Genomic DNA, 12,580 nt, shown 5'->3' on the forward strand with positions numbered 1-12,580 from the left:
CCGTTCGTCGTGCGGGGACCTACTTCGACGCGGCGTCGATCTCGCTGACGACGTCGGTCAGCGTGTCGATCTTCTTGCCGTTCACGACGACGGTCGGCGTGCCGAAGCCCTGCGTGCCCTGCAGCGCCGGATCGGCCAGCACGGCGTTCGTGGACTTCGTCACCCACCCTCGGAACCGCTCGCTCGACAGGCAGTCGGAGACGTTCGACCCGGTCGCGCCACCGGCCTTGACGAGCTTCGCGATCTCGGCGTTCGTCAGGCCCTTGGTGCCCTCCTCCGGCTGGTTGTCGAAGAACTGCGTCTGGACGGCGAGGAACTTGTCCGGAGCGTAGTTCGCGACGCACATCGCGGCGTTCGCGGCACGGCTGGCGTAGCGCGAGTTCTGGTAGCTGCGGTCGAGGATGGACACGGGCTGGATCGCGAGGGTCACGTCGCCCGACTTCACCTTGTCGAGGATCTGGTCGGCGTAGGCGGCCTCGAACTGCTTGCAGACCGGGCAGGCCCAGTCGACGTACTCCGTCACCTGGACCGTGCCGTCGGCGCCGGCGGTGGGGACGGGCGAAGCGGTCGCCTTCGCCGCGACGGCCGGGGTCGTCACCGGGGTGACCGTGCCTTCGTCGCCGGTGAACTGGATCGCACCGGTCGCCATGTTCTTCGGGCCGGCCGCGGACACGGCGGGCTGGTTGTTCACGTTCACCACCACGATCGCGACGATCGCGGCGACGGCGATGATCCCGAGGCCGATGCCGCCCTGCAGGAACCAGCGGTTGCGGCGCTTCCGGCGCTTCTCGGCCTCGGCGCGCTGCCGGGCCACGTCACGGGCGTGCTGGCGACGCTCGTTCTTCGTGGGACGGTCGTTGTTCGTCACGTGCGGCTCCCGTCGCTCAGGCGAACCAGAGCGCGAGCTCGCGCGCGGACGACTCGGTGCTGTCCGAGCCGTGCACGAGGTTCTGCTGCACCTTGAGCCCCCAGTCACGGCCGAGGTCGCCGCGGATGGTCCCCGGCGCGGCCGAGGTCGGGTCGGTGGTGCCGGCGAGCGACCGGAAGCCGGCGATCACGCCGTTGCCGGCGACGCGCACGGCGACGACCGGACCGGACTGCATGAACTCGACGAGGGGCTCGAAGAACGGCTTGCCCTGGTGCTCCTCGTAGTGGGCGTCGAGCAGGTCACGGGGCGCCGTCAGCATCTTCAGGTCGACGATCTCGTAGCCCTTGGCCTCGATCCGGCGGAGGATCTCACCGGTGAGCTGGCGGGCGACGCCGTCGGGCTTGACGAGGACGAGGGTCTCTTCGAGATCGGACACGCGGAACTCCTGGTGGTTCGTGGTCGAACGGGGTGGTCAGTCCTCGCCGAGTGCAGCGCGTCTGGCGGCGTTCTGGCGGTCGAGCTGACCGCCCTTGACGAAGCAGAACACCCACAGCGCCAGGAACACCACGGCCACGGCGAACATGAACGGCTCGATGAACCCGGTGGCGAGGATGGCCGCCTGCAGCAGCCACCCGAACCCTACACCGGCGCGGTTGCCGGTCAGGCGAGCGGCGAGCGCCAGCACGATCATCGAGCCGATCCCGCCGCCGAACGCGACCGCCGGCGGGAGGGTCCCCTTGCCGAACACGACGAGCATCGGGAAGAAGAACATGATCGCCTCGAGCACGAGGGTGATCGAGAGCAGGCTCTCGCGCGCGCCGCGTTCACGACGCGGCTTCCGCTGTCTCGTCGCCCTGGAGGCGCGGTTCGGCTCCGTCACTCCTGCCCACCTTCGGCGTGCACCAGGTCCATGACCCGACCCACCATCACGATCGAACCCGCGACGAGCACCATGGCGTCGTCCGCCTCGGCGTCGTCCGCGAGGTCCCGCGCCTCCTGCAGGGCGGCTTCGAGCGAGGGCTCGACGACGACCCGGTCCTCGCCGACCTCGTCGACGACGATGCGGGCGAACTCGTCCGCGTCGAGGGCCCGGTCCCCCGGCGGCTGCGTCACGACGAAGGTCGCCACGGTGTCCTTGAGCGCCCGGACGAACCCACGGGCGTCCTTGTCGCCGAGGATGCCGACGACGCCGACCACGTGCTCGGACGGGAACGCCACGGGCAGCGCCTCGGCGAGCGCCCGTGCGCCGTGCGGGTTGTGTGCGGCGTCCACCACGACCGTCGGGTCCTGGGCGATCGGCTGGAGTCGGCCGGGGCTGGTCGCACCGGCGAGCCCCTCGGAGAGGACGTCCTCGTCGAGGGCCTTGGAACCGCGGCCGAGGAAGGCCTCGACGGCGGCGATCGCCACGGCGGCGTTGTGGGCCTGGTGCCGGCCGAAGAGCGGCAGGAACAGGTCGTCGTAGCGTCCGGCGATGCCCTGCACGGTGATGAGCTGGCCGCCGACGGCCGGCGTCACGTCGACGACACGGAAACCGACGTCCTCGACCGCGAGGGTGGACTCGGTGAGCTCGGCCGCGCGGTGCAGCTCGGCGAGCGCCTCGGGCGTCTGTGCACTCGAGACGATGGACGACGAGGGCTTGATGATGCCCGACTTCGTGCGGGCGATCTCGGCGACGGTGTTGCCGAGCTGCTTGGCGTGGTCGATCGCGATCGGCGTGAACACCTGCACCTGGCTCTGCACCACGTTGGTGGAGTCCCACTCGCCGCCCATGCCGACCTCGATCACGGCGACGTCGACCGGCGCCTCGGCGAAGCAGGCCAGGGCGAGGACGGTCAGCGCCTCGAAGAACGTGAGCGGGAGCTCGCCCCTGTCGGTGAGTTCCCGGTCGGTCATCTCGAGGATCGGGGCGATGTCGTCCCAGTTCTCGACGAGACGGTCGGCCTGGATCGGCGCGCCGTCGATGACGATGCGTTCGCGGATGGACACCAGGTGCGGGCTCGTCATGAGTCCGGTCCGGAGGCCGTGTGCGCGGACGATGCTCTCGGTCATCCGGGCGGTCGAGGTCTTGCCGTTCGTGCCGGTCAGGTGGATCACCGGGTACGACAGGTGCGGGTCGCCGAGGAGTTCCACCGCACGCCGGGTCGCGGACAGCCGGTGCTCGGGCGACTGCTCGCCGATCCGGGCGTACAGGGCCGCCTCGACGCGCTTGACCTCGTCGTCCTCGCCGCCGTAGGGCACGGCGTCGGCGGCGTTCGACTCGCCGGCGGGGCCGACGGGGATCTCGATGCCGTCCTCGGACGGCTCTTCGGGGTAGTCGCTCATGCGCGTGACACCTCCACGGTCACCTTCGCACCGTCACCGACGTCGGTGGTGGTGGCGTCTGCCCCGAGGGGCACGATCTCGACGCTCGTCGACAGGGTCTCCCCCGCGATGAGCTCCTGGTGGGTGCGGACCGCCGCGTCGGCGACCTCGTCCGCGCCGAGGGTGAGGACGATGCGGTCGCTGACGTCGAGGTCGGCGTCACGGCGGGCCTGCTGCACGGCGCGGACGACGTCGCGGGCGAGCCCCTCGGCCTCGAGCTCGGGCGTCGTCACGGTGTCGAGCACCGCGAAGCCGCCGCCGTCGAGGAACGCGACGGCCACGGAGTCGTCGGCCACGGTGAGGTCGAGCGTGTACTCCCCCTCGACGAGGTCGACGCCGCCGACCCTCACGCCCGACTCGGTCGCGGTCCAGTCGCCCTGCTTCGCCGCCGGGATGACCTGCTGCACCTGCTTGCCGATGCGGGGTCCGGCAGCCCGGGCGTTCACGGTGAGCTTCCGCTCGATGCCGTACCGGCCGAGGGAGGACTCCTCCTGCTGCTCGAGCACGACCCGCTTCACGTTGAGCTCGTCGCGGAGGATGTCCACGAACGGCTCGACGGCGGACGGGTCGGGCACCACGAGCGTCAGGGTGGCGAGCGGCAGGCGGACGCGCTTGCCGGTCGACTTGCGGAGCGCGAGGCCCTTCGAGGCGACGTCCCGCACGCGGTCCATGGCGTCGACGAGCGCCTGGTCGCCCGGGAACTCCGCCGGGTCCGGGAAGTCCGTCAGGTGCACGCTGCGTCCGCCCGTGAGGCCCTTCCAGATCTGCTCGGTCACGAGCGGGGCGAGGGGTGCCGCGACCCGCGTGAGCGTCTCGAGCACGGTGTACAGCGTGTCGAACGCAGCACGCGCCTCGGGCGAGGACTCCGCACCGAGCCAGAACTTGTCACGCGACCGGCGCACGTACCAGTTCGTCAGCACGTCGGCGAAGTCGCGGACGGCCTGGGCGGCGAGCGGGGTGTCCAGCGCGTCGAGGTGCTGCTGCACGTCCGACACGAGCACCCGGGTCTTGGCGAGCAGGTAGCGGTCGAGCACGTCGGTGCTAGCGGTGCTCCGCGAGGCCTGGTACCCGCCCTCGCCCGACGCGTTGGCGTACAGGGTGAAGAAGTAGTACGTCGACCAGAGCGGCAGCAGGAACTCGCGGACGCCCTGGCGGATCCCCTCTTCCGTGACGACGAGGTTCCCGCCGCGGATCACCGACGACGACATGAGGAACCAGCGCATCGCGTCGGCGCCGTCGCGGTCGAACACCTCGGAGACGTCCGGGTAGTTCCGCAGGCTCTTCGACATCTTCTGGCCGTCGGAACCGAGCACGATGCCGTGGCTGATGACGTTCCCGTACGCCGGCCGGTCGAACAGCGCGGTGGACAGCACGTGCATGACGTAGAACCAGCCGCGGGTCTGCCCGATGTACTCGACGATGAAGTCCGCCGGGTTGTGCGACTCGAACCACTCGCGGTTCTCGAACGGGTAGTGCACCTGGGCGTACGGCATCGACCCGGAGTCGAACCACACGTCGAACACGTCGGTGATCCGGCGCATCGTGGACTTCCCGGTGGGGTCGTCCGGGTTCGGGCGGGTCAGCTCGTCGATGAACGGACGGTGCAGGTCCACTTCGCCGTCGGCGTTCAGCGGCAGCCGGCCGAAGTCGCGCTCGATCTCCTCGAGCGAGCCGTACACGTCGGTGCGCGGGTACTCCGGGTCGTCGGACTGCCACACCGGGATGGGCGTGCCGAAGTAGCGGTTCCGGGAGACCGACCAGTCGATGGCGTTGCCGACCCACTTGCCGAACTGACCGTCCTTGACGTTGTCCGGCACCCAGTTGATGCCCTGGTTGAGCTCGCCCATGCGGTCGCGGAACGCGGTCACGCGGACGAACCAGCTGGACACGGCCTTGTAGATGAGGGGCTTGCGGCAGCGCCAGCAGTGCGGGTAGCTGTGTTCGTACGACGCCTGGCGCAGCAGCCGCCCGGCGTCGCGGACGGCCCTCGTGAGCGGCTTGTTGGCGTCGGACCAGAGCAGGCCGGCGACCTCGCCGAACTGCGAGGTGAACACGCCGCCCTCGTCGAGGGACAGCACGACGGGGATGCCCGCGGCCGCGCAGACCTCTTGGTCGTCGGCACCGTAGGCCGGGGCCTGGTGCACGATGCCGGTGCCCTCGCCCGTCTCGACGTAGTCGGCGACGAGGATCTTCCAGGCGTTCTCCATGCCCTCGGTCTCGGCGAGGAAGTCGAACAGCCGCTCGTACTCGACGCCGTCGAGCTCACTGCCGGTGAGCGTGCGGACCACCGCGGCAGCGGCGTCCTCGGCCGTCTCGTAGCCGAGGTCCTTCGCGTGGGCGGCCACGGTGTCCGAAGCCAGGAGGTACGAGACGGAACCGGCGTCGGCACCGTCAGCCGCGCCTCCCGGCCCCGCAGGGAGCACCACGTACGCGACCGCGGGCCCGACGGCCAGTGCGGCGTTCGTGGGCAGGGTCCAGGGGGTCGTCGTCCAGGCGAGCGCACGCACGCCGTCGAGCCCGAGCTCCGCGGCGCGCGCACCCTGCAGGGGGAACGACACCGTGACGGACTGGTCCTGGCGCATCTTGTAGACGTCGTCGTCCATGCGCAGCTCGTGGTTGGACAGCGGCGTCTGGTCGTTCCAGCAGTACGGCAGGACGCGGAAGCCCTCGTACGCGAGGCCCTTGTCCCAGAGCTGCTTCCACGCCCACAGGACGCTCTCCATGAACGTCACGTCCAGGGTCTTGTAGTCGTTCTCGAAGTCGACCCAGCGTGCCTGGCGAGTCACGTACTGCTGCCACTCGTCGGTGTACTGCAGGACGCTCTTCTTGGCGGCGGCGTTGAAGACGTCGATGCCCATGGCGTCGATCTCGTGCTTCTCGGTGATGCCGAGCTGCCGCATCGCCTCGAGCTCGGCGGGCAGACCGTGGGTGTCCCACCCGAAGCGGCGGTGCACCTGCTTGCCGCGCATGGTCTGGTAGCGCGGGAAGACGTCCTTCGCGTAGCCGGTCAGCAGGTGGCCGTAGTGCGGCAGACCGTTGGCGAAGGGCGGGCCGTCGTAGAACGTCCACTCGTCGCAGCCCTCGCGCGCATCGATCGACGCCTGGAACGTGCCGTCGCCCTTCCAGAAGGCGAGGATCCCCTGCTCGACGGCGGGGAAGGACGGCGACGGGACGACGCCGTCTGCTTCGGAATCGAGTGGGTAGCGCACCGCGGGCTCCTGTGGGTTGCCGGTTCTCAGGACCACGAGGACGGAGCAGGCTCCGCGGTACCACCTCGCTTGCCGCTCCGGGTGACCGGGGCGACCGCTCGTTGCCGGGGACGTGCGCGGCCCGGTCCGCCCGGTTCTACTGCCGGCCGTCGATCGTACGGACTGCCGGGTTCTTCCGGAGGCTCCTCGGTGATGGCCGGATCGACGCCTGTGGTGACGAGTTTAGCGGACGGGAGCATGCTGGAGCGATGCCCTCGTCAGACGCTGCTCCCGCGCAGCAGGACCGCCCCGAGTCCCTCCTCACCGTCGTCATCGCGTTCGCCGCGAACCTGCTCGTCGCGATCGCGAAGACGATCGCCTCGATGCTCTCCGGATCGGCGTCGATGGTCGCCGAGGCGGCGCACTCGTGGGCGGACACCGGGAACGAGGTCTTCCTGCTCGTCGCCGAACGACGGGGTGCCCGCAAGCGGGACGAGGCCCACCCGCTCGGCTACGGGCGTGAGACGTACATCTGGTCGATGTTCGCCGCGTTCGGCCTCTTCACCGCCGGCGCGATCGTCTCGATCTACCACGGCATCACCGAGCTCGGGGACACCGGGCCCGCCGAGGACGTCCTGCTGAACTACATCGTCCTGGGGCTGTCGTTCTGCCTCGAGGGCACGAGCTTCCTGCAGGCGTACCGGCAGGCGCACGGCGCGGCGACGAAGCGGCGGGTCCCGGTGCTCCGGCACGTCCTGCAGTCGTCGAACCCGACCCTCCGCGCCGTCTTCGCAGAGGACGCCGCGGCGCTGATCGGCCTCGTGGTGGCGTTCCTCGGGGTGTTCCTGCACCAGGTCACCGGCCTCGCGGTGTTCGACGCCGTCGGCTCCATCGCGATCGGCGTCCTGCTCGGCGTCGTCGCGATCGTCCTCATCGACCGCAACCGCCGGTTCCTGCTCGGGGAGAGCACGTCCCCGGAGCTCGAGAACGCGGTGCTGGTCGAACTGCTCGGGCGGTCGCAGATCGAGCGCGTCACCTACCTGCACCTCGAGTTCGTCGGCCCCTCGCGGGTCTACCTCGTCGCCGCGGTCGACCTGACCGGCAACGAGAACGAGGAGCACGTGGCGGTGCGGCTGCGGGACGTCGAGAAGTCACTCGAGGAGAGCCAGTACATCGAGGAGGCCGTCCTCACCCTCAGCTACCCGGGCGACGACTCGCTCGTACCCACGGACGACGACGTGCCCGAGGTGGTGCGGGACGGCACGGTCGAGGACGTCGCGGCAGGCGGGGCCGGCACCCTGCGCACCGACTGACCCGCACGGGGCGCCGGCGGGTCAGCTGCGATCGGCGGGCACCAGCGTCGCGGCGTCGCCCCGCCGCTCGATCACCAGGCCGTCCTGCACGATCCACACGCGCAGTGCGTCGAGCCGGAATTCCTCGAAGCGCGCGGGGTGCTCCCGCAGCAGCTCGCGCAGGTCGTCGTCCATCGGGAACCGCGGGTCGATCCCGGCGACGAGCACGCCGTAGTCGCCGTGCGTCACGCCCTGGGTCGCGCCCCGACGACCGATGAACACCGCGAAGGACTGCTGCGCCGACCCGGACACGAGCACCCGGACGTCGTCCGGCACCCCTCGGGCCTCGAGCGCCCCCTCGAGCCGGGCGAACCCGGTGGTCCGGGTCTCGGCGACGGTCCGCACCACGACGACGGCGGGGAGGATCGTCACGACGGCCGCGAGGAGCGCCACCGCCGTCGTGAGCGGCGGACGCAGCCGGGCGAGCCGCGTGTACCCGACGGCGGCGAGCGCGATGAACCAGGGCATCCACGCCTGGTAGTAGTGCGGCAGTGCCACGTTGGCGGTCGAGTAGAAGACGACGAGGATCCCGAGCGCGATGCCGAGGAGCGCGACGAGCCGGTCCGGGCGGATCGCGAAGGCCGCGGCCGTGCCGACCAGGAGCACGACGACCGTCGGCCACCCGACCCCCTCGACGACCCGCACGAAGTTCGTCCACCACGGCGCGATCATGTAGGTCTTCCCGAGGACCGAGATGATGTGTCCGCGGGTGTCGTGCTTCCCCTGGAACTCGATCATGAAGGTGATCGCCCGGATCCCGCCGACGGGCACGTAGGCCACGACGAACACCACCGCGAACGCCGCAGCGGCCGCGGCGCCCCCGGTCAGCAGCCCCGACCAGCGCCGGAACAGCAGCGGCACCGCGACCAGTGCGAGCACGAGGACGGTGGTGGTGACCTTCGACGTGACCGACAGCGCGAGCAGCGCTCCGGCGAGCGCCATCCACCACCAGCCGTCCCAGGCCGTGGACCGGTCGGCGGGGCGTCGGGGCCGGGTCGCCCACTGCCAGGCCGCGGCGAGCGCCGCCACGGCGAAGAAGGTCATGAGCGGCTCGAGCAGGGCGAGCCGGTCGATGCGCGCCGCGGTGCCGGACGCCACGTCCGCCCAGGTCGGCGAGTCCGCCCGCGGGGTGAGCCACCAGAGCCCGGCGGCGAGCACGGCGCCCCAGTACCCGATCGGGCGCCGGAGCCAGGCGAACAGGACGACGCCGGTGCCGAACGAGGCCGTCGCGGCGACCAGGCGGGGCCCGAACACCCCTTCGCCGAACACGAGCTGCGCGACGCCGAACAGGTACTTGCCGGTCGGCGGGTGCTGCAGGTTCGACGAGAGCGTGCCGTGCACGTAGTCCCACCCGGCACGGGTGTAGGTGAACTCGTCGACGTAGGTGCTCTGCCGGCCGATGTGCCAGTACGCGACGAACAGCCCGACGAGCGCGACGGCGGCGAAGACCGCGGTTCGTGTCCATCGAGCGCGGGTCATGGGGAGAGAGCCTATTGGGCCGGACCTCAGTGGGAGTCGAGACCCGCGGCGACCGGGGTGAGTGCCGCCCCGACGTACTCGACGAGCGGTCGACGCCCGACCCCGTCGGACACCCACACGCCGAAGGCCGCCGCGGCCGCCCCGAGCATGGCGCCGGACACCGTCTGGGGCCAGAGCGCCGCGGGGTGCTCCCCCGTCCGCCCGGCGACGAAGGCCGACACGGCAGCGTGCTGGGCCGTCACGCGTGCCGCGACGCTCGCGACGAGTTCGGCGCCGATGCCCATCACCTCGGCCTGTGCGATGGCCCACGGCACCCGCTCGGGGTCGTGAGCACGGGCAGTGGCGAGCAGCGCGGCCTCGACGGCGCGCACGACGGATTCCTCGGTCGAGGCGGCGAGGCACGCGGGGAGGGTCGCGACCGCGGCGTCGAGGTCGAGCCAGAGCACGTCGGACTTCGCCGTGAAGTAGTTGAAGAACGTCGCGCGGCTGACGCCGGCGCGTGCGGCGATCTGGTCCACGGTGGTCCGGCCGTACCCCTGCTCGAGGAACAGCTCGGCCGCGGCGTCGGCGAGCACCTCGGCGCTCGAGCGTCGGGGGCGTCCGCCGCGGCGCATCGGTTCGTCCATGCGCCCCAGTAAACCGCTAGACTCGTCGAGCCATGATCTTGGACTCAGTACAGAAAACCACGGCCGCGGTCGCCGGTGCCACCGCACTCCTCCTCGTGCTCGCCGGCTGCACCGGTGGTGGCAGCGCGACGTCGAGCAGCACCCCGGTGGACGGCGGCACGCTCACGTACGCCTCGGGCGACGCCGAGCCGACCTGCCTCGACCCGCACGTCGGCGGGAACTACCCGCAGGCCCTGCTGTCCAGCCAGTACATCGAGGAGCTCACCGCGCTCGACGACGGCAAGCCCGTTCCCGCACTGGCGAAGTCCTGGACGACGAGCGACGACGGCACGACGCTCACCTTCACGCTCCGCGACGACGTGACCTTCACCGACGGCACGCCGTTCGACGCCGCCGCGGTCGTGGCGAACATCGAGCACGTGCAGGACCCGGCGACCGCCTCGAGCACGGGCTACCTCGCCCTGCAGTCGATCTCGAAGGCGACCGCCACCGACGACCACACCGTCACGCTGACGCTGAGCCGGCCGGACAGCGCGCTGCTCGAGTCGTTCTCGCAGCCGTGGGTCGGCATGGAGTCCCCGAAGGCCCTCGAGCGCTCGCAGGCCGTGAACTGCGAGTCCCCGGTCGGCACCGGCCCGTTCGAGGTCACCGGCTGGGAGCACGGCGACCGCGTCACACTGCGGAAGAACGCCGACTACACGCCGCTGCGCGGGAGCACGAAGCCCCGCCTCGACGGCATCACGTGGCGCTTCCTCCCCGACTCGACCTCGCGGTACGCGGCACTCCAGGCCGGCCAGGTCGACGTCATCGACAACGCGCAGCCCGACCAGCTGAAGGCGGCGTCGTCCACGGGGTCGATCCGTGACCTCGACGCCCCGCGCCCAGGTGCGTCCAACCGCCTCGAGCTGAACTCCGGCCACGGGGTCTTCCGCGACGAGGCCGTCCGCAAGGCCTTCATCGCCGGCGCCGAGATCGACCCCGGCATCCGATCGCTCTTCCTCGGGACGGCGAAGCGCTCGTACTCGGTGCTCTCCAGCGTCGAGCCGTTCGGGTACTCCGACAAGAGCCTGTTCGACTACTCCCCGACCACGGCGAAGCGGCTCCTCGACGACGCCGGCTGGAAGGTCGGCAGCGACGGCATCCGCGAGAAGGACGGCAAGCAGCTGACCGTCACGTTCCCGGTGTCGACGAACCAGTCCGTCCCGGCCGAGCGCAGCCTGTTCCAGCAGATCCAGGCCTCCGAGAAGGCCGTCGGCTTCAAGGTCGTGCTGCAGGAGCTCGACCTGTCGAGCTGGTACGCGGCACTCGCCGCGAACGAGTACGACGTCGTCAGCGCGCCGTACACGAAGGTCGGCGCGGACGTCCTCCGCATCCTCTACGACTCGGCGAGCATCACCCCGGCACCGTCCGGGTACTTCGCGAACCTCGCCCAGCTCGACGATCCGGAGCTCGACGCCCTGCTCCAGCGGGCTGCGCAGACCTCCGACTCGTCCGAGCGCGGCGACCTCTACGAGCGGGCGCAGCAGATCATCCTGTCCAGCGGCACCGTCCTCCCGCTCTACGACCAGCAGAACCACTTCCTGCTGCGGTCGAGCGTGCACGGCGTGCAGACCACCGCGGTGTCCACTCCGTGGTTCGGCGCCGCCTGGATCGACCGCTGATCCGGGCGTCACGATCGTCGGACGGGAGGAACGGGTTGGGTCGCGCACGTCGGGGCACCTCCGCCGCGTGGTCGGCGTGGGCCCTGTGGGGACTCCGCCGCGCGGCCGGCGGCATCGGGGTGCTCTGGGCGGTCGCCACGATCGTGTTCGTCGCGATCCGGCTCATCCCGGGCGATCCGGCGCTCGCGATCCTCGGCGGGCCGGGCTCGCAGGCATCGGCCGATGCGGTCGCGCAGGTCCGACAGGAGTACGGCCTGGACCGACCGGTGCTCGTGCAGTACGCGGTGTTCCTCGGACGCCTGGCGACGGGGAACCTCGGCGACTCGTACGCGTTCCGGACGCCGGTGTCGACGCTCCTCGGGCAGCAGCTGCCGGTCACGCTCACCTTGGCCGTCCTCGGGCTCGTCGTCGCCTGGGTGCTCGCGATCGTGGCGGCGTGGTGGTCGACCCAGCGCGGCCGGTTCGCCGCGGCGCTGACGAGCGCCCTGAGCGTCACGGCGAGCGTCACGCCGCACTTCTGGCTCGGCAGCGTCCTCATCGTGGTGTTCGCCAGCGCCCTCGGCTGGGTACCAGCGGTCGGCGACGGCACCGCCCGGGGTTGGGTCCTGCCGGTCGTCACGGTGGCGGTGCCGGTCGCCGGGTACCTCGCCGAGACCGTCCGGGACGGCGTCGTCGACGCCCAGCGGTCGGCCTTCGCGCTCGCCGCCCGCAGCCGTGGCGAGACGCGCGTGGGGCTGTTCGGCCGGCACCTGCTCCGGCACGCTGCGCTCCCGGGGATCGCCCTGTCGGCGTGGGCGTTCGGCTCGCTCGTGTCCGGTGCGGTCGTCGTCGAGTCCGTGTTCGCGCTCCCGGGGATCGGTCGTGCACTCGTGACCGCGGTGACGCAGCGGGACATGCCGCTCGTCGCGGGCATCGCGCTGGTGTCGGCCGCGGCGTACGTGGTCGTGCTCGCCGTCGCGGACCTCGTCGAGCGTGCGGTGGACCCGCGCACCGACGGGACGCGCGGGGCGGGCCCGACCCGGCGGCGCGCCCCGCGCGTCACCCG

General features: G+C 71.2%; 10 protein-coding genes. 3 read left to right on the forward strand and 7 right to left on the reverse strand.

Features of this window, described 5'->3' with window-relative positions; all coding sequences use genetic code 11:
* Positions 1–19: 19 nt before the first annotated feature.
* The 5 genes from Q7F20_RS15060 to ileS are packed head-to-tail and all read right to left on the reverse strand — an operon-like array spanning position 20 to position 6,438.
* The gene (locus Q7F20_RS15060) at positions 20–868 is read right to left on the reverse strand and encodes a thioredoxin domain-containing protein (RefSeq protein ID WP_305740884.1); all 849 of its coding nucleotides are present in this window, start codon (positions 866–868) and stop codon (positions 20–22) included.
* 16 nt (positions 869–884) lie between these two features.
* Positions 885–1,304, reverse strand: coding sequence for a nucleoside-diphosphate kinase (gene ndk, locus Q7F20_RS15065; protein WP_079238588.1), 420 nt, complete (start codon positions 1,302–1,304; stop codon positions 885–887).
* A 36-nt stretch (positions 1,305–1,340) separates the two neighbouring features.
* The gene (locus Q7F20_RS15070; RefSeq protein ID WP_305740885.1) at positions 1,341–1,748 is read right to left on the reverse strand and encodes a DUF4233 domain-containing protein; all 408 of its coding nucleotides are present in this window, start codon (positions 1,746–1,748) and stop codon (positions 1,341–1,343) included.
* A complete protein-coding gene (locus tag Q7F20_RS15075; RefSeq protein ID WP_305740886.1) occupies positions 1,745–3,190 on the reverse strand; it encodes a folylpolyglutamate synthase/dihydrofolate synthase family protein in 1,446 nt (481 codons plus the stop codon). The genes Q7F20_RS15070 and Q7F20_RS15075 overlap by 4 nt, the downstream gene beginning before the upstream one ends.
* Positions 3,187–6,438 carry an isoleucine--tRNA ligase gene (ileS, locus tag Q7F20_RS15080; protein WP_305740887.1) on the reverse strand — a complete coding sequence of 1,084 codons (3,252 nt, stop codon included), beginning with the start codon at positions 6,436–6,438 and terminating at the stop codon, positions 3,187–3,189. The genes Q7F20_RS15075 and ileS overlap by 4 nt, the downstream gene beginning before the upstream one ends.
* Positions 6,439–6,686: 248 nt before the next feature.
* On the opposite strand from ileS, the gene Q7F20_RS15085 reads away from it, so the two are divergent.
* A complete protein-coding gene (locus Q7F20_RS15085; RefSeq protein ID WP_305740888.1) occupies positions 6,687–7,730 on the forward strand; it encodes a cation diffusion facilitator family transporter in 1,044 nt (347 codons plus the stop codon).
* 21 nt (positions 7,731–7,751) lie between these two features.
* Here Q7F20_RS15085 and Q7F20_RS15090 read toward each other — a convergent pair whose 3' ends face one another.
* Positions 7,752–9,248, reverse strand: coding sequence for a hypothetical protein (locus Q7F20_RS15090; protein ID WP_305740889.1), 1,497 nt, complete (start codon positions 9,246–9,248; stop codon positions 7,752–7,754).
* Between the two features lie 26 nt (positions 9,249–9,274).
* Positions 9,275–9,874, reverse strand: coding sequence for a TetR/AcrR family transcriptional regulator (locus tag Q7F20_RS15095; RefSeq protein WP_305740890.1), 600 nt, complete (start codon positions 9,872–9,874; stop codon positions 9,275–9,277).
* A 32-nt stretch (positions 9,875–9,906) separates the two neighbouring features.
* On the opposite strand from Q7F20_RS15095, the gene Q7F20_RS15100 reads away from it, so the two are divergent.
* Together Q7F20_RS15100 and Q7F20_RS15105 are read left to right on the forward strand one after the other, a co-directional pair.
* The gene (locus tag Q7F20_RS15100; protein WP_305740891.1) at positions 9,907–11,535 is read left to right on the forward strand and encodes an ABC transporter substrate-binding protein; all 1,629 of its coding nucleotides are present in this window, start codon (positions 9,907–9,909) and stop codon (positions 11,533–11,535) included.
* A gap of 35 nt (positions 11,536–11,570) precedes the next feature.
* The coding region (locus Q7F20_RS15105; RefSeq protein WP_305740892.1) for an ABC transporter permease at positions 11,571–12,580 on the forward strand (1,010 nt) is incomplete at its 3' end.

The organism is Curtobacterium sp. A7_M15, assembly GCF_030705415.1.
Taxonomy (GTDB): Bacteria; Actinomycetota; Actinomycetes; order Actinomycetales; family Microbacteriaceae; genus Curtobacterium.

Excerpts from the sequence above, each read along its gene's own strand:
- Q7F20_RS15075 (WP_305740886.1), bottom strand. The coding sequence starts at position 3,190 with ATGAGCGACTACCCCGAAGAGCCGTCCGAGGACGGCATCGAGATCCCC.
- Q7F20_RS15085 (WP_305740888.1), top strand. The coding sequence starts at position 6,687 with ATGCCCTCGTCAGACGCTGCTCCCGCGCAGCAGGACCGCCCCGAGTCC.
- Q7F20_RS15090 (WP_305740889.1), bottom strand. The coding sequence starts at position 9,248 with ATGACCCGCGCTCGATGGACACGAACCGCGGTCTTCGCCGCCGTCGCG.
- Q7F20_RS15095 (WP_305740890.1), bottom strand. The coding sequence starts at position 9,874 with ATGGACGAACCGATGCGCCGCGGCGGACGCCCCCGACGCTCGAGCGCC.
- Q7F20_RS15100 (WP_305740891.1), top strand. The coding sequence starts at position 9,907 with ATGATCTTGGACTCAGTACAGAAAACCACGGCCGCGGTCGCCGGTGCC.